Below are 23,726 nucleotides of genomic sequence, written 5' to 3'. Positions count from 1 at the left end.
TTCAAGATTTTGAATTTCTTAGATGAAAAACAAACAGAGCCTGAGGTAAACTCAAGCCCTGTTTGTTTTTGGATTTTATGCAAATAATTTTATCGTGCAGGTAAACTTTGCTGAGCAGGCATTTGTCTTACTTGAGCACGCTTTGCACTTTTTGCACGAGGCTTTTTACTGACCTGTGCACGCTTTTGCGGCGCAGCCTTACGTACAGCTTTTGTCGATGCTTGCTTGCCAGCTCGAGCAGGTCGTCGTTTCAATGCTTTTGCAACTTTTGCAGGAGATGTTCCTTGCATGCCATAGCGATGAATTTTTCCATCCTTACCAACTGCTGTCATCATTCCTGAAGAGCTGACCGCGACATTGGCAAAACCGGTTGCAGGTTTATTGTTTTTACCTTTAACATTCTGCCAACCTTTACCTTCTACGTACTGCACTAAGTTTCCTGTTGCTTGCTCAACACCCAAGACATACCCTTTGTCTCCAACGGCTATACTTGAGAGCTTTTTATCTAATGAAACATTTTGCCATGTTGGTGCATTCGTTTGAGGATCAGTAACTAAGCTTGAAACAGTTCCATTCGGAGCAACAGCATATACAGAGTTATCAAGCGATGCTGATACGACAGCTGCCTGAACCGGTTGCTTTGACCAGCCTTGTGGTGTGAGCTGATACAAATTGCTACTTGAATCGGTTGCCCAAACGTTATTTGTATTACCGACAGTCACCTGGTTCAAATTTACTCCTACGGGTGCTTTTGTTATTTCATTCCAACGCCCTGTCTTCCAATTCAATTGATAAGGCCGACCATTGCTTAATCCAAGGATTGTTCCATCTGATGCCGCTGATAAGTCATTCATTTTAAGTGGCGCTCCCTGTACTGAATATGCTGGCTGCCTTGTCCACTGAGTCTTACCTTGTGCATTTTGTGTTAAGCGAAGCGGTATTCCATCTTGTCCAACAGCCCATCCTTCTGGACGACCACCAACCGAACCAACTGTCGCCTTATTCACCACTCCAACCGCTTGGTCAGTTGTAAATCCTGCAGGCACATTCACTGCAGATGCTCCATCAGGAATTGGTAATGCAAGACGCGCCCCATGAAGCGCTTGTTGATTTTGTTTTGCCTGCGCAGCACGAGCCTGTGCTTTTTGCGCTTGTACAAGCGCTTGCTGACGCTGAGCCTGTATTGCTGCTATTTGATTTTGCAACGATTGAGCACCAGCTTGTTGAGTTTGTGCTTTTACCATTGTTGCTGCAGCCTTTTGCTGATCTATTGCTGCAAGCGCCTGTGCCTTTTGTGCTGTCGCTTGAGCTTTTTGCTGTTGTGCTGCAGCATCTTGAATTAATTTTGCTTGAACTTGCGCCAAATGATCCGCTGCTGCTTTTGCTGCATCTTGCTGAGCCTGCGCAGCAACTACTCTTTGGCCTTCAAGTTGTGCACGCATATCATCAAATTGCTTTCTCATTGCTAGAGCCTCAGCCTTTGCTTTTTCAGCGTCGGCTTGTGCTTCAGCTGTTTTAGAGCCTGCCGCTTGAGCTATTTTTGCGGTTGCATCAGCAATTGATTTTTCGGTAGCATCACGAAGCTGTTGCGTTACGCGTAACGCTTGCTGTGCCGCATCCTGTGCCTTCTGAGCATTATCCTGTGCAGCTTTTGCTTCAGCCTTTGATTGATCAATTTGTCGTTGCAATTCGGCTTGAGCTTCTTTGCTCTTTGCATTTGCTTCGTCGATACGAGAACTATATTCAGCTTGAGCTGCAAGAACATCAGCTTGAGCTTTCGCCGCAGCAGCTTGTACCGCTTCACTCTTATCAGTTTGTGCTGCTTTAATAACCGCATCCGCTTGTTGTTGCAGTTGAGCAAGATTTGCTTTTGCTTGCTGTGCAGATTCTTTTGCAGCCTGAGCTTCCTGTTGAGCTTGTGCAACCTCAGCTTGTTTTTCAGCTCTCATTTGAGCAAGATCTTGTTCAGCTTTTTGCCGAGCAACTTCTGCTTGTTGTTGCTTTGCAACTGCATCTTGTTGCATCTGCACTGCACGCTGATCTGCCGCCGCTATTCTTGCTTGCGCATCTACCAGCGCTTTTTGAGCATCTTGTGCAGCTTTTTGTACCGTTGCATCACCACTCATTTGTGCTTGAGCTGCAAGCTCTTGAGCTCTTTTTTGAGCAGCATCTGCATCAGCTCGAGCCTTTGCTGCATCCGCTTGAGCATCGGCCGCTTTTTTATTTGCTTGTTCAACTTGTTGTGCCGCATCATCTTTTACACGCTGTGCGTCTGCAACTGCTGCTTGAACAGCTTTGGCCGCTGCATCTTTTGCTGCATCAGCATCTTGACGAGCTTTACTTGCCTCGGCTTTTGCAGCAGCTACTCTTGCATCTAATTCATTTGCTTTTTGTTCAAGCATTTGAGCATACGCTTGCGAAGCTGAATTCTTACTCAACTCAGCTTCTTTCTTTGCAGCTTGCGCTTCAGCACGAGCTTGTGCTGCATCTTGCGCCGCTTGGTCAACACGTACTTGTGCAGCGTTAATTGCAGCTTGAGCCTCTTCCTTCGCTTTTTGCGCATCGGCTTTTGCTTGCTCAGCTTGTACCTGGGCTTGTGCAACTCTTTGCTCAGCAGCCGCAACATATGCAACAGCTTCATCTGCTACTTGTTGCGCAAATTTTGCAGCCTCAACTGCAGCCGCTGTTTTAGTAAGCTCAGCTTCTTGTACAGCTGCCTCTGCTTTGCGCCGAGCTTCATCCGCTTCTTTACGAGCTTGTGCAAGCACCCCAAATGCAGCCTCTTTTTCTCTCACCGCTCGTTCAACAGCGACCCGAGCAAGCTCTCTTGTTTTCTCATACTCAGCTTCAAGCGCCTGTGCATACTCTGTGGTTTTCTGTTCTGATCGTTGTTGCTGCGCAAGCTGCTCTTTGAGCGCCTGTGCATAAACCTTCGAACCGTTCACCAACTCTTCAAGCTTATTTATTTGCAATTGCGCTGTTGCATCTCCAGCCTTAAAGCGCGCTTGGGCTGCTGCAAGCGCTTGCTCCATTTGCTGACGCTCTTGTGCTAAACGCTGCTCAGACTGGGCTGCCAACGCTTGCGCTTGCTGAGTCTTTTGCTGAGCTGCGTCAACCGATTTTTGTGCAGCATCACGCGCTTGAGCAACTTGCTGTTCAGCCCATGCGGTTACTTGTTTTAATTGCTGTTGAGCTACTTGATTTGCTTGATTTGCTTGAACTTGCGCTGCCTGCTCTTGAGCCAGTCGAGCATTTGCTGCTTGTGCTTGCGCCTGCACTTGTGCTGCAAGATCTTTCATTGCTTGTGAGGTATCGCGCTGAGCAGCCGCGAGCGCATCATTTGCACGTTGTTGTGCCGCTTGCGCATCAGCTTGAGCTTGCGCAGCTCTTCTGCTTGCTTCATCCATCTGGTTTTTTGCTCGTTGAGCATCGGAAGCAGCTTGTGCTTTTGCCTGATTTACTTGTTCGGCTGCCTGAGCTCTCACTCGAGCAAGTTGTGCTTGTGCAGCATCTGAATCGGCTTGAGCTTGGCCGAGCAGCGCCATCAACATTTCAATACGTGCATTTGCTGAATCAACAGCTGCTTTTGACTTTGCTGCTGCAAGTAAGCGCTCTTGCGACATATCTTGCTCGGCTTGAGCAAGTGTTGCAAGCACTTGCGCTCGAGCATTTGCAGCTTCCTGCTGTGCTGCAGCCAACTGATTACTGAGATCATTAACTTGCTGAAGAGCTTGCGCCTGCACTTGTTCTTTATCTGCTCGCTCAGCATTAAGTTTACGCTGCATATCCTGTTGCATTTGCATAAAGAGCTGTTGTAACTGCTTAAACTGATCTGCAAGTTGCGCGGTTATTGCTTCTGCTGCTCGAACACGCGCATCTGCTGATGCTTTTACCATTTGTAACTGCGCTTGATATTGTGCAGCTTGCTCAGTCAGCATTTGCGCTGCAGCAGTAACTGCTGCTTCAACTTGTGCTTGCAATTCTGCTGCATCAACTCGAGCTTGATTTAATTGCTTTTGAGCCTGATTAACCTGAGCCAATAAAGCCTCTACCTGAGCCTGTGCTTGTGCTCTAATCTGCGCCATTTGCGCTTCATACGCATCCTTCATCTGCTCCATTTGAGCAAGAAGGCTACTTCGTACTTTTTCAAGTGATGAGACTTGTGCAGCCGTTTGAGCACGAACAACTGCAAGTTGGTTTTCAAGATCTACCGCACGCTTCTTAAGCGCATCAATTGCCGCTTGCATTTGCTCTGCAGCTTGTGCTGCTGATTGATCACCTGACTGCGCACGTGCTTGCAATGCTGCAAGCTCTGCTTGAGCTTGTGCAAGTTGCGCATTTGCTTGGTCGCGTCCCGCATTTGCTGCCATAACTTGTTGTTGTGCTGCCGTAATATCTTGTGCCGCTTTTTGTTTTGCTGCATCAAGCGCTGCAAGCGCATCATTTTTCATTTTTTCTGCATCGACCATCATTTTCTTTGCATCATTCATCATGGCTTGCGCTTTTGCATCGAGTGCTTGTGCGTCTGCGAGCGATTTATCTGCTGCCGCTTTTGCAACATCATATTTTGCTTTTGCCGCCTGCGCCACAGCATTGGCATCCGCAGTTCCTTGTGCAATTGCACGTGCAGCCATCTGCTCCATGCTTGCTTTTAATTTTGCTGCTTCATCAAGCAAGCGTAACTGTTCAGCCTTTGCAGCATTTGCCGCATCAAGAGCTTGCTGCGCTGCGGTCTGTTGATTCTGAGCATTAAGCAATGCTTGGTCAGATAAAGCCTTTTGATTTTTTGCATCGGCAAGAATTTTATTTGCCGCCGCATCAGCAGCTTGTGCTGCTGCCAGTTCTGCTGCCGCCTTTGCACGATCAATATCGGCTGCTGCGTGAGCCGCTTTTGCTGCTGCAAGATCAGCTTCTGTCGCAGCATTATTCGAAATTACTTGCGAGGAAGTATTTCCCTGCGTAACGGCACCCAATGAGCTTAAAAATTCTCCATTTCCTGCACCATGATTCAAACTTCCACCAAAGAATGCTTGAATTGAATTTCCTTCTGGAACTCTCATCGTAAATGGAGTTTGTGATTGGAAATAGTTCCCATTACCAAAGGGACCAAAGCTCTTTCCACTGCGTGATTTAAAATACACTTTTGCTAGGTGCATTCCTCCAAAATAACTTCCATAAATACCACTCACCTCGACTAAAGGATCACTGGCTGAGAATGTTGCCGTACCATTTACAGCACCACTCATGGGTTCTGGATACATAGAAAGAGCTTGATTACCATAGGCAACATCAAACCGATTAAGAACATCACCATGCGAAATATTAAGACTTGTAATCGAACCAAGCGATGCAGCTTGTGAACGATGATCAAAAGTTCTACTTGTAGAACCTCCTACTGGACCAAGCATTGTTGCAGGGCTTGATGCCGGTTGAGCAGTTGCTGCTGCTTGAATTGAAGGCATAAGCGGATCATTTTTATTAATTTCAATACCAAACTCAAAAGGATTTTCACTATCACCAAATACTTTACTTTCAGTACCAGGAGTCACCCCTGTGGCTGCTATAAACCGGTTATCCGTCCAGACATTGTATATCGTAATAAAACCCTGTGAAAATCTGTTATAAAACCATACTAAGCTCATTATGGTACTATCTCCCCGCTGCTCTTGCCTTAATTTTGGTGCCCAAAGAATAAACTGTGATTCTGGTGAACTCATGTCTAGAGCATCAACAGTCAATGAACCTTCTTGTGAAGCACGCAAAAACTTATTGAGTCCAATAGATTTCAGTCCAATAACATTCCCTTTTCGGACAACGATAAACTTATACGTCTTGGCAAAAGAATCAGGATAATTCCGTTTATGATCTAAGTAACTCTGGATAGTAACATAAGAAAATTTATTATTTGGGACACCAAAGTATCCTACATCAGATTGATTACTATAAATATTCGGAGGGTTAATAGTCACTGGAAGTGTAATAACAGTCCCATCTTGTAGTTTATCTAAAAGCGTCAAAGTACTGCCATCTTGAACAGGCTCAGGGGCTCCCAGTAGCAAAGACCAGGTACTTAAAGTACTTATTAAAACTATTACCAAGAAATTAATTATTTTTTTCATCCATCAATCCTTTCACGCCTTATTTATTCTTATTCAAAGTTATGTATGTTAAAAAATTTTAACATACGCATAGCCATCAAAAACAAGATTTTAGAAATAAGACACTGCTTTGAATCGAAAAATGGCGAGACTGTTAATCCCGCCATTGCTCATTACTTTATTCTCTATTTTATAACGTTATTTTTTTACTGCAGTTTTATTTTTTACCGGCTGTATTGCTTTTTTTGATACAGATTTTTTTACTGGAGCTTTTCGGGGTGCACTCCCTTTGCGCTGCACGCCACCACGAGCATCGTTCTTAGCAGTCTTCTTTGATTTTTTAGTCTTTGGTTTCTTATTTTTCTTAGCAGCCTTCTTACGCTTCTTAACTTTCTTAACTCCATCTTTCTTTTGAGCTGCTGCTTGTGCTGCTGGTACATAAAGCTCCGCAACGGGCGCTGCGGCTATTGGTGCTTTCTGCTCAATAATTTCAATCGTTACAGGCTTGCCTTGCTTAATGCGATCCATCAATGCGCGCATCTGCTCAAGCGCTTGCAATAATTGTTCTTTAAGTTGTGCGCGATCTTGCTCAATAAATGCAAGACGTTTTGCTAAATGAGTTTTTGATTGTTCACAAACACTCATGCTCGCTTGAATCGGATCTTGATTACCAGATTTCAAGTTTACTAGTGCCTGATTCAGATTCTCAATTTCTTTACGTAAACGGTCGCACTCTTCTTTTATTTTGCTAATCCTATTTTTTATTCTTTGAATGTTAACACTGTAGTCTGGTTTTGCTGGGAGCACTGCAACTGGTACAGCTAGAGCTACAGGGGCAGGCTTAGGGAATTGTGCTGGTGGAACTACAGGTGCTGGTATTGGATTTTTATCTTGACTACTCAATGCATAAACTCTAACCATTTTGTAATCAGTAAATCCTCCTGTATTGGCGGTAGGAGGATTACCTCCAACCACCAAAGTTTTTTCATCAGGGCTTAATGCAACCGTGAAAACGATGTTTCCATAACTTTGTCCTGCCAATGGAGTAAGTGCTTGGTTATCAAAACCATATATTTTCACTTCATACTGATTACCAAAACCTTCTTTATTATTAGGGTCTAATCGTCCAGCAACAATTAAAGACTTGCCATTTGCAAACCATTTAATTGAACGAACTTCAGGACCACAAGAATCGCTTGCCACAGGAGTTAAAGCTCCTCCAGCAAAATTATAAATTCGTAAAGAGTTGTTATTTGCAAAAATACCAGAAGCTGGTCGAACACCAATACCACCAACTGCAAGCTTAGAGCCATCAGGAGACCATGCTAATGCATAAATAACATCACCATAATCTTCACTTGTCAAAGGAGTCAGATTTTTTCCATCAAAGCTATACAGCCTTAAACCATGAGTATTATTAAATCCACCTGCTGCTGCTGGAGCAAATCCTCCAATTGCAAGAGTCTTTCCATCTGGTGACCATGCCACCTGAAAAATTTGACATCCATATCCACCTGGAGCTGTTGGTCCGTATGACTGACTGGTGATAGGAGTTAATGTTACTCCATCAAATCCATATATTCTTAGCCCATCTCGATTATTAAATCCACCAGTTTGCTGAGCACCATCCCCTCCAAATGCAATAAATTTCCCATCAGGAGACCATGCTGCATTTAAAATATGATTGTCATAACCATAGTCAACACTTGTAACCATAACCATTGAAGTTTTACCCGTTATACTAAATACCTGAAGGTCACTGGCATTTGCAGCAGATCCTGTGTTTCCGCCCACCACAAGATGCTTACCATTCGGTGACCAAGCAACTGTAAAAATGTATGGCTTATAAGGACTACTGGCAAAATTTTTGAACTCACCCTGCAAATAATGACACACACGCAACTCATGATCATTCATAAAGTCAATTGTACCACTTGTGCTGATTGGACCATTACCACCAAGCGCTAACATCTCTCCGTTAGGGCTCCAAGCAGCGCTCATGAGATTCACTCTTCCGTAATCAAAGCTCTTAAAAGGGGTAAGCGTCACAGAAGAACTCGACAAAAGATCTTGCTGTCTGAATGTTGTAACGGCTATAACTAATATCAGAGTAACTTTGAAAATATTTTTTATCATACTTATAACCCTTACTTTTTTGATTTATCAAAACTAAAAATAACCAAATAAATTTACCCTGAGCTCTTGTATAAAAACAAGATCTTAGAAATACCTATAACGCTTTGAATAGAAAAATGGCGAGACTGTTAATCCCGCCACGCATCATCCTGTTCTTGAGGCCAAAGGTCTATTTTTTTACTGCAGTTTTATTTTTTGCAGCAACTTTCTTTACTTGTTTTCTTGAACTCTTTTTTTGAGCGGCACCTTTTTTAGCAGGTTTTTTAGAGGTCTTTTTTTTGGCAGTCTTCTTTTGAGCTTTCTTACCCTTCTTGGCTTTCTTACCTTTTTTTGCTGCCTTGGCCTTCTTCACTTTCTTTGCTTCAGCTTTTTTTACCGCTGCTGCTTGTGCAGCTGGTACATAAAGTTCTGCAACGGGCGCTGCGGCTATTGGTGCTTTCTGCTCAATAATTTCAATCGTTACAGGCTTGCCTTGCTTAATGCGCTCCATCAATGCGCGCATCTGCTCAAGCGCTTGCAATAATTGTTCTTTAAGTTGTGCACGATCTTGCTCAATAAATGCAAGTCGTTTTACTAAATGAGCTTTTGATTGTTCACAAACACTGATACTTGCTTGAATTGGATCTTGATTTCCAGATTTCAAATTTGCTAATGCTTGATTCAAATTATCAATTTCTTTGCGTAGACGGTCGCACTCTTCTTTGAGCTTGCTGATTCTGTTTTTTATTCTTTGAATTTTAACACTGTAGTCTGGCTTTGCTGGAACAATTGGTGCAGGTGTTGGTACAACTACAGGAGCAGGCGCTGGAGTTGGAGTTGGTACAGGTCTTGAAGTTACATCTGGTCTTTGATTGTAAGTCATAACAAAATAAAACTTCTGCTCTTTTCCACCCGACTGGGGCTTTAATTGCGGGCGAGAACCAGCTTTTGGATATGCTGTAAGATATAAACCTGTAGCTACATGCTTAATCGTTCCGACATATATTTCACGTGGAAATTTCTTGTAAATCTCAGAATCATCTTCAACAAATTTTATTTCAAAATTCCACTGATCTCCCTGAACCGTTCTTTTTTCTGGATACTGAGGACCACCTGGATGCTTCCAGATAATCTCTTTATTTTCATTGGGAGTCCAATAAATATGAGGGCCCCATCCAATAAAAAATTGATTGTACTTCCCATCAGGAGATATATTACATGATGGCCTGTAAAAACTGTGCTCAATGGCAACTTTATTTACTTCAACGGGCTTGTCTGGAATTAATCCAAGAATATATTTTTGATTAACATTTGTTGGGTCTGAAGCATCAGCCTGATCATACGGCAAGATGTTCAAAATTCCTGTTAACTTTTCGATCGCTAGAGGATCGGAGCTCGCAATAGAAGATCCTATTGCACAATGCAATGCACCAGTCACTAATAAAAGCATACGAAAATAAAACTTATTTGAGAGTATCTTCACATGTTCCCTTTCTACAAAATTCAAAATCTCTGTTCTCTCTTTTTATTTTTATTTTTTAAGCGCTGCCTTCTTCTTTGAGGCTTTTTTACGCTTGGCTGCGCCCGCACGCTTTGCAGGTTTTTTCTTTTTGCTTATTTTTTTGTTTGAAGCTTTTTTGCCAGCTTTCTTCGTTTTTTTCTTGGCAGATTTCTTTGCTTTCTTAGCTTTTTTCTTTATAGCTTTTTTCTTTTTTACTGGAGCCTTTTTCACAGCTGGTTTTGGTGCTACAGGTTCTACAGGAGTTACTACTCCAGGAACTACCCCCACAGGAGTTGTTGCAAGTGGTGCTGCAGCCATAACCGCTTTAACCGTGAGCGTTTCTCCTTGTTTGACACGATTCATCAATGCTCGCAACTGCTCAACGGCTTGCATCAACATAGTAAACAAGCGTTCACGCTCAGCCTCTGCATGAACAACTTTTTTCATGAGCTCAGCTTTTTCAAGATCACAAACTTTTAATTTACCCATCTCTTCATCAGAGACCGACTTTTTCTTGGTTTCTTGAGCGAGTAAAGCGGTTAAGCGATCAACTTCTTTACGCAAACCTTTAAGTTCTTCTTCAACTTTTTTCAGTTCATCCTGCGCACTCTTTAGATCAGCGACAGTTGGTACTGCAACATCTACTGACACAGGAGCAGGTGTTGGAGCTGGCACTGAAGTCTTAACTTCAAGAAAAAGTTCTTCCCATGGAGCATGTTGTGCACCTGTGTTGGTATGATCATAGGTTACAACCTCATCAGGCCTGTTGCGTACACTAATAAACCCTTGTGTTGCTCGATTGTACAACCATATACGCGAAAGATCTTTTTGATTCGAAGGAGCCCACAAAACAAATTGTGCTTCTGGAGAACTCATGTCTGCTGCATCAAATTTTAATGCGTATCCCATGCTCTTTGAAGAACGCAAAATCTTGCCTGACACTATTGATTTGACACCAATCACATTTCCTTGGCGAACTATTTGGTACTTAAACTCAGGCTTATCTTCATAACTATTACCTTTAACGAAGGTAAAAAGTCCCCCATCATTTTTTAAATAGCCACGACCCATTGGACCATTTGCCGCTCCTATTGCAACAACTACTCCATCAGGAAGTTGATCTAGTACTGCTTGCGGTTGCTCATCTGATCGAGGCTCTTGCGCTGTTGAAAAAATAAAAGATGTTGTTGATAAGGTCACCAGCATAAGCAACATTGGAATTATTCTCAATTTCATACAATAACCCTTTCTTCGTCCTTAGGAAAAACTATTTATTTTAGATTTTTTGCTTGTTTTTTTCGTAATGGCGCTTTTTTCTTACTTGCTTTTTTCGGACCTGTTGCTTTTTTACGCTTGGCTCCGCCCGCACGCTTTGCAGGCTTTTTCTTTTTGCTTATTTTTTTATTTAAAGTCTTTTTTGATGCCGTCTTTGTTTTCTTCTTGGCAGATTTTTTCGCTTTCTTGGCTTTTTTCTTTGAAGCTTTTTTCTTTTTCACTGGAGTCTTTTTCGCAGCTGGCTTTGGTACTGCAGGTTCTACAGGAGTTACAACTCCAGGAATTACTCCCACAGGAGTTGTCGCAAGTGGTGCTGCTGCCATAACCGCTTTAACCGTTAGCGTTTCGCCTTGTTTTACACGATTCATCAATGCTCGTAACTGCTCAACAGCCTGCATCAACATAGTAAGTAAACGCTCACGCTCAGCTTCTGCATGAACAACTTTTTTCATAAGCTCAGCTTTTTCAAGATCACAAAGTTTTAATTTGCCCATCTCTTCATCTGAAACTGATTTATTTTTGGTTTCCTGAGCTAAGAGCACCGTCAACCTATCCGCTTCTTTACGCAATCTCTTACACTCTTCTTTAAGTTTTTTTGATTCATTACGGACACTTTGCAAATCAGCATCCGTTGGCCCAGAAGCTTCTACAGGTGCTGGTACTGGAGTTACGACAGATGCTGGTGTTGAAGTTGGAGCCACGACTGGCGCAACAACTGGCGTAGGCACTGGTGTTGGTGTAGGAGTAGGTGCTAGTGCTGGTGTAGGAGCAGGTGTAGAAATTGGAGTTGGTGTTGAGGCCGGTATAGGTGTTGGCAAACTTTTAATGGTTAAACGATCAATACGCTCAAACATCATATGATCAACAATTCCAGTGCGGCTGATCACTTCTTTGGAACTCATTCCGAGCTTTGTCCCAAGCTCAATAAATTTTTTAGCTTTTTCATCCCATGTTGTTGTAAAAGTATTTTTAAATTGTTTTACCGCATTAACCTTATCGGCATCAAAATTAAATTGCTTTTTACTTGTATTAATAGGGTTACCCGGCCCGCCATGAACCGCAAAAAAAAGATCTCTCAGCTTGCTGTAATCCTTTTTATATTCTTCAAGAAGTCGATCAAACTCCGCCCGATCATTCTGAGCTGAAATCCCACCTGCAGTTGCTGAAGACACGGAAGCTTGAGGTTGAGATGATGCACCCGCGTCATCTTTAATTTGCGAATTAGCAATTTCAACACGTGTAAATCGATGAATTCCGCCTGGAAAATTAATCTTTTCTTGATCAGATAAATTCATTTTTTTAGCTAAGATGATTTGCTTTGCAAGCTGTACGTCCATATATTTGAGCATATCTTTGAGCGCTGTCACTTTATCACGAGAAAAATTTATCTGTTTACGCATCATTACGCTTGGATTTTGAGGATTTGGAACATTTCCCCAAACTTCATTCAGCAAAGCATCAAATTTAGCTCGATCCGCTCTGATAGAATTATTAAGCTCATTAAGCTGAGTCCTGTCGTCTTGAATAGGCGCTGTAATAAGTGAACCGGCAGAACAAAGTAATACCACCACAAGAAATAATATTTTACGCAAAGAAAAAATTCCTACTCTCAACTTCATTCCATCCCCTTCTTATCAGAAAAGATCTGCTTATTTTTATTTTCATGACAACACTACATGTGCAAAAGCTAACACATTTAGTTACGTCAAAAATAGATTTGTTAAAAAAGAAGCGCGTGCTTTGAACACGCGCTTCTTTAAAACTAAGACTTTAATCTACTTTTTAGACTGCAGCTGACTTTTTCTGTCCTACACGTTTAGGCTTCATACTTTTCTTTGCACCTTTACGAGCTGGAGCTTTTGATGCTGATTTTTTGGTTCCTTTTTTAGCTGCAGCACCTTTACGCGCTGAGCCTTTACCCTTGGTAGCTTTACGAGCGCTCTTGCCTACAGCAGCTTTACCTTGAGCAGCGGCGCCCTTTTTAGCTGCGCCTTTTTTAGCACCCTTCTTGGCGGCTCCTTTTTTACCAGCTTTCTTAGCTACACCCTTTTTGCCAGCTTTTTTAGCCGCTTTTTTGGCTCCTTTTTTACCAGCCTTTTTGCCAGCTTTCTGAGCTGCACCTTTTTGAGCAGGCTTGCCTGTTGCTGTTGCTTTTTGACGAGCAACCGCAGCAGCTGTTGCTGAAACAGCAGCGGTTCCACGGCGACTTACATTGCCTTGAGCATCGATAATCGCCATAGTCCCTGCAGCGTTTGCAGCGATACGAGCAATACCTGTTGCAGGTTTACCATCAGCACCCATTGCGCTTGCCCATTGGGTACGATTGCTTACCAATTGAATCAACTCTCTGGTCCCTTGTGCAACACCAAGAGCAAGATCCTTACTTACTACAGAAATGTCATCAAGCTTTTGACGATTATTTGGATCAACTACTTGCCAGGATGAACTTGGAGTTGCTTGAACGGTTGTTGAAGCTTCAGCAGAAACTCCCGCTTGAGCTACAACAGCAGCTTTCTTCGCGGCCTTCTTCGCAGCTTTTTTTACAGCTTTTTTCTTAGAGGCTTTACCTTTAACACCTTTTGCCGCTTTTTTCTGAGCTTTTTTTCGTTTAGCAGCTGTAGGAGTTGCTGTTCTCAGAACATAACGAGAAGCAACGCCTTGAGCGTTTAATGCAAGTACTGTATTATCAAGCGAAGCACTTACCGCTTTTCCATCAAAACGATCAACCCAACCAATTTGTGTTAACTGATAAATTTTTTGATTTTTGCTATCAACCGCCCAAATATTCACGTTGTTACCAACAGAAATCTTATCAAGCATAAGACTTTCTTGCTCAGCACCAACATTCATAGCTGACCATTGATTTGTTGACCAGTCGTAAATGAATGCTCGACCACCACTAATGGCTCCAAGAGTTCCATCTGACGCAACTGAAACACTTGAGAAGTCTGACAATGCAGCACCTGATGAATCAACCGCATTAACAACTTCAAATCGACTTCCTGCTGGAAGCTGTGCATTCCAACGACGAAGCATTTTGTTACTGTCTACAGCCCACATTTCAAGTCCGTTGTTATGAGCACCAACCGTCAAGTCAACAAGCCCATGTCCTTCAGCTTCAAAGCCGCCAGGAAGGTTTACCGCGGTTACAACTACCGGTGCAGATGCTGCACCGGGTACTGGCACCGCCGCTGCTTGTTGTACGATAGGAGCAACTTGCGCAGCTTTGAGCTCAGCTTGCTTTGCAGCAGCGGCTGCTGCATCAACTTTTGCTTGCAACTCAAGTGCTTTTTGATTTGCTTCAGCTTCTCGAGCTTGAGCAAGTGCAATTGATTGCTTAGTCTTTTCATATTCAGCAGTCAATTTGTTCATCTGCTCTTCTGCAAGCTGTGCTCGTTGGGCAGCTTTACTCGACTCTTCTCGAGCCTTTATTGCTTGCTCTTTAAGCTTCAATGTTTCTGGTGATAGCTCTGCAGTGAATGGCACCGCTACTGGCGTTGAAAGCGCCTTATCGGCAGGAATAGTTTTTGCAACTTCAGCGGCAAGCTGAGTCACTGGAGCCATTTCAGCTTTTGCCAAATGCACAGCGGCTTCTTGCTTGAGCACTTGTACCGCAGCTCCAATTCGAGCCTTCATTTGCTCAATCAAGCTCAACTTCACACCTTGTGATTGAGCAACAACTGAAGCTTTTTCACCTACAAGCTTAGTAATCCTTAAACGAGCATTTTCATACTCTTCACGAAGACGTAACGCTTCTGCTGACGCTGGAGCATATTCATCGCTGGCGATTTTGCCCGTCTGCTCAAGCATCAAAACTTTTTTCATTGCTTCTTCGGCCTTAACCTTAAGCACTTCAGCATCCTGAGTTGCTTTGGCAATTTCAGCCTCTACACGAGCAATATCACTTTGCCCAACCTGTATTTCTGCAACTTTAGCCTGCTCGGTTGAAGGTGCAACAGTTGAAGCCATAACAGGAGCTGCAACGGTTGCGGGTGCTTCAACAACCGGCGCTGGTGTTACAGCTGGAGCAGATGCTACAACCGGAGCAGCTGTTACCGCCGCTTGATCCATCGCCTGCAATCCAAAAACGGCAACCAAGCCCATGACCATACACAGGCCTAAAGCTCGGCTAAATCCTTTAACAAACTTCTTCATAAAACCCCTCTCCTTATTTACTATTAGACTTACATATTTAACAAAAATACTACTTTCTATTTCAAATATAACACTAATAGTAAATACAAAATCAAGGGTTTGATAGAAAAAAAGTAAAAAAAGGCGACCTCCCTTACCCAGGGAAGACGCCTTTTTTAGAAATTTGAGGTATTAAATTTCTTTAATTATCTCAATGTGTTCTTATTTAGGAACAACAACGCCTAAAACATTGGTCATAAAATCGGTCCAATTTTTGCAAGATTCAAACTGATGAAGTACTATCTCAAGTCCTTCTTGTCTGTTCTGCGCAAAATCAAACATTCTGAACGCTTCTTCTAAAGCTTTGCTTGCATTCCAAGAGACATTCCCATTTAAGCAGCAAACAACCGCAGGAGTTGGCATTGAAGCTGGGTCAATAGCAGCTACAATTTCTTTAACATGAGCTAGAACGGTTGGAAAAGAAGGAAGCGCTTCAGACTTCATTGCATTGATCATACGAGGAACCCAGATTCTGGACATGTATGCCAAAACGCCCTCTTGTGATAATTGAGCATATTGCAAATCAGTTTTTCCGATCCACTTATTCATGCTTTGCTTCCATGCAACAAAACGAGTATCAACTGGTAAATGTTCTTGCACCATTGCATCAATAAACGCATCAACTGCCGCTACCGCATGAGCATCTTGAGAGATACGAATACCGGTTAAAAGCAATGTTGATAAAAGCTCTTTCCATGCAAGATAATCAAATACAAAGTTACTTTCATAATATCGATTTAAGTAATCACTGTAAGTAATTAAGGCCAGAATATCGCCGCTTTTAAAAGCAAGGTCTAATCCATACTGGATTCCCTCAGGGCTTTTAAAGCATTGATCAGCCAAAACTTGGTAATGTTTATTAAATTTAAACTCACCCATATTAATAACAGTACCTGATGAAAAAGCAAGATTCATTAACGCAGCTCTACGACGAGCAACTTCAGCTTGTAAGCCATGCAATATTTCTTCTTTTTCTAGTTTTCCTGCATTCAAGGCGTGAGCAAGCGTTTCTCTTTCTGAGTCTTGAACTTCAATTTGAGAGCATTTTGCATGCTTACACGATCTTGCTAGATTAAGCGGAGCAAGCTTAACCTTTCCTGTCATCAATTGTTTTTGATAAGCAGCATGTTGTCTATCAAGATTTAAGAATATCTCTTCTTCTTCAGAACACACTCGATCTTTTGCTCTGAAAAGTTCATCTTGTATCCGAGCATTTTCACGCATCTTGGCTTCGAAAGCTTTTTTATCAACTGGCTTAACCACTCTTTGACTCAGATCATAGAGTAAATTTTGCTTTGCAGAATTTACATCTTCTTGATAAGTTCTTCTTCTTTCATTAATACTCTCGATCAATTCTTCAGAAACAGCTGCTCGTTTTTCCTCTAACAACCTTATGTCGTCAGACAAAACTCGACCGCCGCCCCTACGTTTACCTTGCTCAATGATTTCATTCACTATGGTTTTACTCAATCCCAGAGTTTCTATGGTCTTTAAAGAATCTTGCATCTTTTGCTTTACGTCTTGAAATGAAAGCTGTTCAATATTTCCAGCAAGCGCCTCTACTTCATCTTCATAATCGTAGCTCTGTGAATCATAAAATCCATAACCATCATCATTCCAGCCATCATCCTCTTGCATTGCAATGCTAAACGAATAGCTCCCCAAGGTCAGCAAACCTACACTCATAAGAACAACTATTTTCTTCATGAGTTCTCCTTTAATTCTGGAAAATATCAATTATTATTTACCCTAAAATTTCTTATTCTAGCTCAGCAACAAGGCCCATATTTGCCTTAACGTGCTCTACTGCTTGAACAAGTTGTTCGGCGCGATCATGAGCTTCAACCACATTGAAAATATCTGCTTGAGCTTGTGTAAGCTGATCAAATCCAATATTTTGATAGCGATCAAATGTTACCAAAGTAAGCCAGACAGGATCACTTGCAGCCCAGGCATTTGTTATAATTTTTTCAACGCTGGCGCAAGCAGCTGCCAAATACTCTTTGTCTGCTTTTGCTTGACCGAGTACTATTTCTATAAACTCATTATACTGAGCTTGCAAGGCTGCTTTAGATTTTGCAACACGGGCCATAAGCTCTTGATTCTCTGCAAAATTACTTTCAAACCAAAGCGATGCGTGCTCTGTTGCAACTAAACCCATAAGCGCTACATGTAGAGCATTATCCATATACTCTTGGCTCATTAAGCTGCGATCAACAGCAACGCAACGTGCTAAATAACTGGTTAATTGATACAACGCAGGTGCGCAACCTTCCATTGCAAGCGTAGTCGCCAAATTGTACGCATGCCGCTTTGCAGCGTCATCATTTTTTCTGTTTAAAAAGTTTTGAAGATGATTTGATGCATGACCATATTCGCCAAGATTAAACAGAGCTCTCAGTACTTGAGGAGTTGGATTTGCCGCAAAAAACACTTCAACGCTTTCTTTGGGTTTACTAAAAATCCACCCTGCTTCTACTTTTCGCTGCTCAATTAAACTTGCTGATATTTGTTCTTGTAATGTTAAAATTGCTTGCTGTCTTACTTCAATTGTTTGCTCGCTTGGTTGAACAATCCACTGCATTGGACTTGCTGAAAAATGAATCGCAGCAAATGTCAGACTGAGGAGCAACAACTTCATGGTGCTTCTTGTGTTCTTCATAATCTACACTCCTTATTTGAAGAAACCACACTTCACTAAAAACTCAACGTAGAATTCTTTCTCGCTTTTTCTAAAACTCCCTATCTCCGGCTTATTTGGCAACAACTGTTTTAATAATTTTATACAAACAACTTATTTCGAAGTATTAAACAGGAATCATGATGATAGCAAGAAAAATATTTGATTTTTTCGACTATCATGTATAAAATCCTCCTCCCCCATTACGTCGCAATTTTCTTGAGAAAAGTAATCTTTTTTACTCTACAGGATCAATAAAATATTTATCAAGTATGCATTTTATCTATAAATAAAAGTCGATAATCAGCATAAATTGAGTTGAACCGGCCCAAAGAAAACTGTCGCAAAATGAAACAAAAATATTTGTGTTTGAAAATTGTAGCAATATCTACTCATGAAAGAACTGCATGCCATTGTTGAATTATTTCTTATTTGTTTTACTCGTTCCGCTCTTGGGATTATCACATACTCCTGATCTAGTTGCCATGCAAACAGAAATCTGTAAACCGGGTTTTCGCCTGCTCATAGATTTGTACTCAAAGGACCTTGATGATACAACGTGTCAGACAACTGCCTATGAGGAGTCAAGCGATGAAGATACTGATGACGAATGCTATCAAGCACGCCACAAACCATATGAACTTGAAGAAAAGGCTGAAGGTAAAGCATTTAGCCGTGAACAATCTGCGCGCATACGAGCCGAAAGAAAACGGCTTATGACCTGCTCAAGCTGCAAAACCATTCATGTAATACCTGAAACTGAAGATTTTAGCTTAATTCAAAGCAATCCGCGCTGGACCTGTAATGATATCTACTGGCAAGAACACAAGCTCTTTGTTGATGGTGTTGCTGTTTGTGCAGCAACTCAGGTCACGCTTGAGCTTGAAAAAAAAGGACGGCGGGGAAAAGAGAATAAACGACCACGAAAAAGCAATACGCGAGTTATCAATTGGATTCTGTGTACTCATTGCTCGACATGGCGAAGGTTGCCATCTGAACTTATAAAATCAGGAAAAATTGATATAAAAGAGCTTGAGCGAAAAAGTGACTGGGTTTGTGCTGATGCAACATGGAAAGGACCAAAGGGTCTTGCGTGCAAACGGTGATAACCCCCATGCTATTAAGGGCCCATATTTCAGGGCCCAATTAAATTTTAATCGTCCTCAGAATCTGCATCATAATCATCGGTTCCATAAAAACGATCACCAAAATCGCCCAACCCAGGAACAATAAACATTTTCTCGTTAAGCTTTTCATCAATACTCAGTACCGTTACAGAAATTTCAGGAAATTTTTCCGCAAGTTTATGTAAGCCTTCAGGGGCTGCAACCACACTTGAAACAATAATATTTTCTTGAGCAACGCCATTGTGTAGCAAAATTTCAATAACCATACTAAGACTACCACCGGTTGCAATCATCGGCTCAAGAATCACAATTTTCTTATTATTTTTAAACGCCTTTGGAACTTTACGGTAAAGGTAATTGGGCTCTGATGTCTGCTCATCACGCTGCACCAAAATTTTTCCAACAGGTGCATCAGGTAAATAACGGCGAAAACCTTCAAGCAATGCATCACCAGAACGCAAGACGGTTACCAGTACGATATTATTTTTTAGTTCAGCACCAATAGACTGAGCAACGGGTGTTTGAATAATAACATCTTGCATCTCCAAACACTGAAAAACACGCTGGACCAGAAATGGCGTCAGGTTACGAACCGTTCCGGAAAAAAGTGCCATGTCGGTATTTTGATCACGCAGTGTGGTTAAAAGCATCAATTCTAAGGGAGAAAGAGGCTTATAATTTTTAACGATAGCAGGGACAGAGGGCTCGGCATACTCGTCCAACATTGCTCCTGCTGACCCCGTAAAAAGCGTTCCGGCGATAAAAAAATAATACAATAACGGTCGCAATCTTTGCATGACATCCTTTCATAACGTCATTTTTTTTAAATATACCCCTTCAAAAACACCTGTTCTGAAAAGAAATTAGGCAAATGCTATCACAAACAAACCCCATTTACAAAGCATAATTCTCTCTTTAAACTTTTTAGCACTCGTATAGATGACTTTTTACCTTTAAATTCAGTATTTTTTATGATTACAATTTTTTACAGCATCGTTATTTTTGTATCATTTTTTATCAGTCACGCTGAGGCCAACACCTCTGTCCATGAAATACAAGAAAAAATAAGCCTGTCACTTGAGCAACAAGTACCGAACTCAACCTTGCAAAAGCTTGCAGCAATTAATATGCAGACCTTTTCGTGGCAAGAGCCATGGTGGGAAGAGCCATCGTTTGAAAAATTTATAGAGCACACACTGGCTGACATCATCAACCCTTGCGCGAAAAGAAAGCGTCTTCTTGCGTTTGATTTTTTCCAAGAAACTGAGCAGACCAAAAATATTGTACCCAATGTCCTGGGTGATGACCTGAGCACGTGGCACGATCTAAGCCTTTTCAAGGGAGATTCAAATAAAGAAACCTACTTAGCATCAATTATTGATCGAACGTCCAGCGAACTGGGCAAAATTTCACTATTCCAACTTTTAGCAAATCCAATTTCACACGTTCAAACACTTCTTGAACGGCAACAAGTTATCTCAACAATTTTAAATAATGATGATCTTTTCGGTAATTTAAACAGACTTCTTGGATCACTTGCACAATCTGAAAGCGTTGTGCTTTCCTGGTGGAATAAAGACCCTCTCAAACAGTCGACACGACGTTGCTATTACGAGGCTCTTCTGGGCAAGCCACTGAACGAATATACTCCAGCACTTGACGGGCTGAGCGTCTACGACCGCAGCATGGAACTGATAGTCGGGACAAAAACCGGTTTTGCCTCTATCGTGTTGATCTCTTACGGAATTTTACAACTCATCAACGCCAACACTCCTCACGAACTTGCGACACAAGCTGACCAAAGCAAGAAGGCGGGAGGATGGCTTGTTGGAAAAGTATGGAAATATGACAACAATCTCATTCGAGGGCTTACCGCAATTATCACCGGAATTATATGCGGCACCTGCTCATTTGATTATTTTAAAAAGTTCCGGTCTCACATTCTATTGGAAAACGGTCTACATGGTCTCATGGCACATGCTGCGCAGGTTGTTAATGTTATGCACGAACTCAAAAACATCATTACTGAAAATCCTGCCCTCCGCAACTGCCAGGAACTTACATGTTTAAGTTTGTTTTTTGACACACTCAAACGTCAAACCCCAGCGATTCAGGAATTTATAGAACTGCTCTCTTCTGATGAGCTGCAAAGCCAACCATCGACATTTTGGCTTCATGGCAATACATTGCGCGCCTATCGCCTCATCAATCAAATAAAAGATGACCTAGCCCCTGGGCTGACCTGCGTTGGCAAGCTTGATGCATTTTTGTCACTGGCCAAGTTATGCAAAGAATCTTCTGATAAAAAAGCTCGTTTTTCATTGGTTGAATTTATACAGGACTCCAAGCCAGTCTTAACACTCTCTGATGTCTGGCACCCATTTATCAGCACAGACAAAGTTATCCCCCACGCGGTAACACTTGGTGGAAGATCACCTGCACGCAATGCGGTCATCACCGGCCCAGACAACGGGGGCAAATCAACGGTGCTCAAAGAGGTCACCTTTGCTGTGCTTATGGCACAAAGCTGCGGTATTGCGCCGGCAAGCAGTATGCAGCTCACACCATTTCACAACATAGTCACACACCTGAACCCAAATAATGATAAAAAAATTGAAGCATCACAACTCAGAACACCTGATGAGCAGGCTGACGATTTTATAAAAAGTCTGGAAGCAAAAGGTCCTGAAATATTTCACTTTTTTGCCTTTGATAAAGTTTTAAGCACCGGCTCACCAGTAATTGGTGAAGAGGCAACATGCTCGCTTGCACGCAAGCTTGAACAAAGCAAGAACTGCATCAGCTTGATGACGACACATTTTGCACGCGTTACACAGCTTGCAGAACAATCAAAAAGCTTTCAAAACTTTCAACTCCCCGCATACATTAAACCAAATGGACGCAAAAGGTTTTCGTATAGCCTCGAACCCGGAATTTCTCATCAAGATATTGCTTTGATTACACCGCAACGAACATGAAAAAAGCCGGCGTTTCCGCCGGCTTCACATCATTCTTAATTTTAGCACTCAGCACTATGCTGGATAAATATCCCACCAGCCAAGTTGCTCACCACCAGCCAAGAGAGCGGTAACACCGGTAATTAAAACTCCCAATCCAACAGCCGCGCGTCTGCAATTGATCTTGCTTGCAAAACGACCGTAGCGGGTTTGTGGTGCTCCTGTAGCAACAACTTCAACAACTGAACATGCTTCTTGCAAATGAGTAGCAAATGCTAAGGTAACCTTGAGACATTCAGCAATTGCTTGGGGGTTAACTGGTGTACGCTGACTACCACACATTTTTGTATATTTTTCGATTTGAGCATTAAGAGATAAAACATCCTGCTCTTCATCACCTTCATTCAAATACTTGTGTAACTCGGCAACTTCCATGCCCTTAATAACCTGTTGTAACTCTTTGGGAGAAACACCAAAAGCTACGCTGAGCTGTTGAAGACGTGTACCAATTGCAAGTAAACCACTCTTAACCTGAACCATGGCCGCATCATCAACGGGGTCTGGTCTCAAAGAACGCTTTGGTGCTTCTTTTTTCTTGCTCCCAAGCTTTCCAAGCAAGCCTTTAACTTTACCAATTTTTTTGATTAATGCTTTCAAAATTTCTGGGATATCGGAAACCGTTATTTTTCCATCTGCATCTTGGTAATCAATTAATCGCTCAAAAAATCCACCTGCAGCTTGCAATTCTTCTTGATGTTCGTCAATAAATTCTTCCGCACCGTAAGCCACATCAAGCAGATTTTTACCATCCACTATTACATCAATATCATCGTGCTCATCAACAACAACTTCTCCAGAATCTTCACCGCCGTTTTGGGCTGCAGTAAGCGCATCGATAAATTCATTAAGCACCTTAATGTCTCGATCTGGTAACCCGCGCATGTGTTTGCCGTTTAATCTATCCAATAAATGTTGGACAGCTGCTTGTAAATCGGAATGGTTTTGAATAAACAGCTCAAGTGCTTGATCTCTTGTATTTTCAAGCTGAAGAAGTCTGTACGCAACCTCACCCTCTAGAAGATATTTCAATGAAGTTAAAGCTTTCTTTGCTTTTGCAGCAGCTTTATCAACTATTCCTGAAGCAGCTTCCTTTGAACCCGAACGACGTGTGCTGCGTGTTACAGGAGCTGAGTCACTCGATAAACTATCTACGGGCTTATCTTTTTTAAATGCGCCAGCAACAAGGTTTTTTACTTTCCCAAGACCTTTTCCAATTTTTTTCAAAAAAGCTTTTACTTCTTCGAATGTAAGATCACCATCACCATCACCAATCACTTTATCAGCAGCTTCCTCAATTTTTCCGCCAATGGCTACAGCTGTTTTGACACCCGAAATAATTTGATCTTGATGAGCTTGTTCAAACTCATACGCAGCTTTTGCGGTGTCAACAATAGTACCTAATACGTCGGTGCCGCCTTTGCCCGGTTTTTTATTATCACTCTTTTTTTCTTTCTTTTCTTTTTTTGGAGTACGGCGGTTTTGTGATGCAGGTATAACATCTAAAAATTCATTACTTGCATCAGAATTATCACCATAATTATCACTCAATTCCCCCTCTTCATCAGAGCTATATTCCACGTATTGGTCCATGGCAAACAGCCGATCGGTTGTCCAAGCGCCATTAATTGCAATCAGAGCAAAAAGCATCAATTTCTTCATCACCTTCTCCTTGAATTTTAACCTCCACAAACCAACTTACCAACGACTTGAGCTTTTATT

Annotated in this window: 12 protein-coding genes; 2 read left to right on the top strand and 10 right to left on the bottom strand. The window is 42.0% G+C overall.

Going from position 1 to position 23,726, the window contains the following annotated elements; all coding sequences use genetic code 11:
* Positions 1-89: 89 nt before the first annotated feature.
* The 8 genes from JST56_07470 to JST56_07435 all read right to left on the bottom strand — a co-directional run bounded on the left by JST56_07470 (position 90) and on the right by JST56_07435 (position 17,845).
* Positions 90-6,119 carry a hypothetical protein gene (locus tag JST56_07470; GenBank protein MBS1988795.1) on the bottom strand — a complete coding sequence of 2,010 codons (6,030 nt, stop codon included), beginning with the start codon at positions 6,117-6,119 and terminating at the stop codon, positions 90-92.
* A 177-nt stretch (positions 6,120-6,296) separates the two neighbouring features.
* Entirely contained in the window at positions 6,297-8,234 is a 1,938-nt protein-coding gene (locus tag JST56_07465; protein MBS1988794.1) for a PD40 domain-containing protein, read from the bottom strand.
* 169 nt (positions 8,235-8,403) lie between these two features.
* Positions 8,404-9,696 carry a hypothetical protein gene (locus tag JST56_07460; protein MBS1988793.1) on the bottom strand — a complete coding sequence of 431 codons (1,293 nt, stop codon included), beginning with the start codon at positions 9,694-9,696 and terminating at the stop codon, positions 8,404-8,406.
* 48 nt (positions 9,697-9,744) lie between these two features.
* Positions 9,745-10,950, bottom strand: a complete 1,206-nt coding sequence (locus tag JST56_07455) for a hypothetical protein (GenBank protein ID MBS1988792.1) — start codon at positions 10,948-10,950, stop codon at positions 9,745-9,747.
* A gap of 35 nt (positions 10,951-10,985) precedes the next feature.
* Complete coding sequence (locus tag JST56_07450) at positions 10,986-12,608, bottom strand: hypothetical protein (GenBank protein MBS1988791.1); 1,623 nt, start codon at positions 12,606-12,608, stop codon at positions 10,986-10,988.
* Positions 12,609-12,771: 163 nt separating this feature from the next.
* Entirely contained in the window at positions 12,772-15,144 is a 2,373-nt protein-coding gene (locus JST56_07445; GenBank protein MBS1988790.1) for a hypothetical protein, read from the bottom strand.
* Between the two features lie 201 nt (positions 15,145-15,345).
* Positions 15,346-16,890, bottom strand: coding sequence for a hypothetical protein (locus JST56_07440; protein MBS1988789.1), 1,545 nt, complete (start codon positions 16,888-16,890; stop codon positions 15,346-15,348).
* Positions 16,891-16,942: 52 nt separating this feature from the next.
* The gene (locus JST56_07435; GenBank protein ID MBS1988788.1) at positions 16,943-17,845 is read right to left on the bottom strand and encodes a hypothetical protein; all 903 of its coding nucleotides are present in this window, start codon (positions 17,843-17,845) and stop codon (positions 16,943-16,945) included.
* A 425-nt stretch (positions 17,846-18,270) separates the two neighbouring features.
* Here JST56_07435 and JST56_07430 point away from each other — a divergent pair, with 425 nt between their 5' ends.
* Complete coding sequence (locus JST56_07430) at positions 18,271-18,969, top strand: hypothetical protein (protein ID MBS1988787.1); 699 nt, start codon at positions 18,271-18,273, stop codon at positions 18,967-18,969.
* A 47-nt stretch (positions 18,970-19,016) separates the two neighbouring features.
* Here the strand turns inward: JST56_07430 and upp are convergent, their stop codons facing one another.
* Positions 19,017-19,787: a uracil phosphoribosyltransferase gene (upp, locus tag JST56_07425; protein ID MBS1988786.1), complete on the bottom strand. Its 771-nt coding sequence runs from the start codon at positions 19,785-19,787 to the stop codon at positions 19,017-19,019.
* A gap of 174 nt (positions 19,788-19,961) precedes the next feature.
* Here upp and JST56_07420 point away from each other — a divergent pair, with 174 nt between their 5' ends.
* Positions 19,962-21,968, top strand: a complete 2,007-nt coding sequence (locus JST56_07420) for a hypothetical protein (GenBank protein MBS1988785.1) — start codon at positions 19,962-19,964, stop codon at positions 21,966-21,968.
* A 54-nt stretch (positions 21,969-22,022) separates the two neighbouring features.
* On the opposite strand, the gene JST56_07415 is transcribed toward JST56_07420, so the two are convergent.
* Positions 22,023-23,666: a hypothetical protein gene (locus tag JST56_07415; protein MBS1988784.1), complete on the bottom strand. Its 1,644-nt coding sequence runs from the start codon at positions 23,664-23,666 to the stop codon at positions 22,023-22,025.
* Positions 23,667-23,726: the final 60 nt, after the last annotated feature.

This window comes from Candidatus Dependentiae bacterium (genome assembly GCA_018266175.1).
Lineage (GTDB): Bacteria > Babelota > Babeliae > Babelales > RVW-14 > JAFEAY01.
This window is presented reverse-complemented; position numbering and strand designations above follow the sequence as displayed.

What these genes read in the sequence shown, in the direction of transcription:
- JST56_07470 (MBS1988795.1), bottom strand. Translation starts at nt 6,119, where the DNA reads ATGAAAAAAATAATTAATTTCTTGGTAATAGTTTTAATAAGTACTTTA.
- JST56_07465 (MBS1988794.1), bottom strand. Translation starts at nt 8,234, where the DNA reads ATGATAAAAAATATTTTCAAAGTTACTCTGATATTAGTTATAGCCGTT.
- JST56_07455 (MBS1988792.1), bottom strand. Translation starts at nt 10,950, where the DNA reads ATGAAATTGAGAATAATTCCAATGTTGCTTATGCTGGTGACCTTATCA.
- JST56_07450 (MBS1988791.1), bottom strand. Translation starts at nt 12,608, where the DNA reads ATGAAGTTGAGAGTAGGAATTTTTTCTTTGCGTAAAATATTATTTCTT.
- JST56_07445 (MBS1988790.1), bottom strand. Translation starts at nt 15,144, where the DNA reads ATGAAGAAGTTTGTTAAAGGATTTAGCCGAGCTTTAGGCCTGTGTATG.
- JST56_07440 (MBS1988789.1), bottom strand. Translation starts at nt 16,890, where the DNA reads ATGAAGAAAATAGTTGTTCTTATGAGTGTAGGTTTGCTGACCTTGGGG.
- JST56_07435 (MBS1988788.1), bottom strand. Translation starts at nt 17,845, where the DNA reads ATGAAGAACACAAGAAGCACCATGAAGTTGTTGCTCCTCAGTCTGACA.
- JST56_07430 (MBS1988787.1), top strand. Translation starts at nt 18,271, where the DNA reads ATGCCATTGTTGAATTATTTCTTATTTGTTTTACTCGTTCCGCTCTTG.
- upp (MBS1988786.1), bottom strand. Translation starts at nt 19,787, where the DNA reads ATGCAAAGATTGCGACCGTTATTGTATTATTTTTTTATCGCCGGAACG.
- JST56_07420 (MBS1988785.1), top strand. Translation starts at nt 19,962, where the DNA reads ATGATTACAATTTTTTACAGCATCGTTATTTTTGTATCATTTTTTATC.
- JST56_07415 (MBS1988784.1), bottom strand. Translation starts at nt 23,666, where the DNA reads ATGAAGAAATTGATGCTTTTTGCTCTGATTGCAATTAATGGCGCTTGG.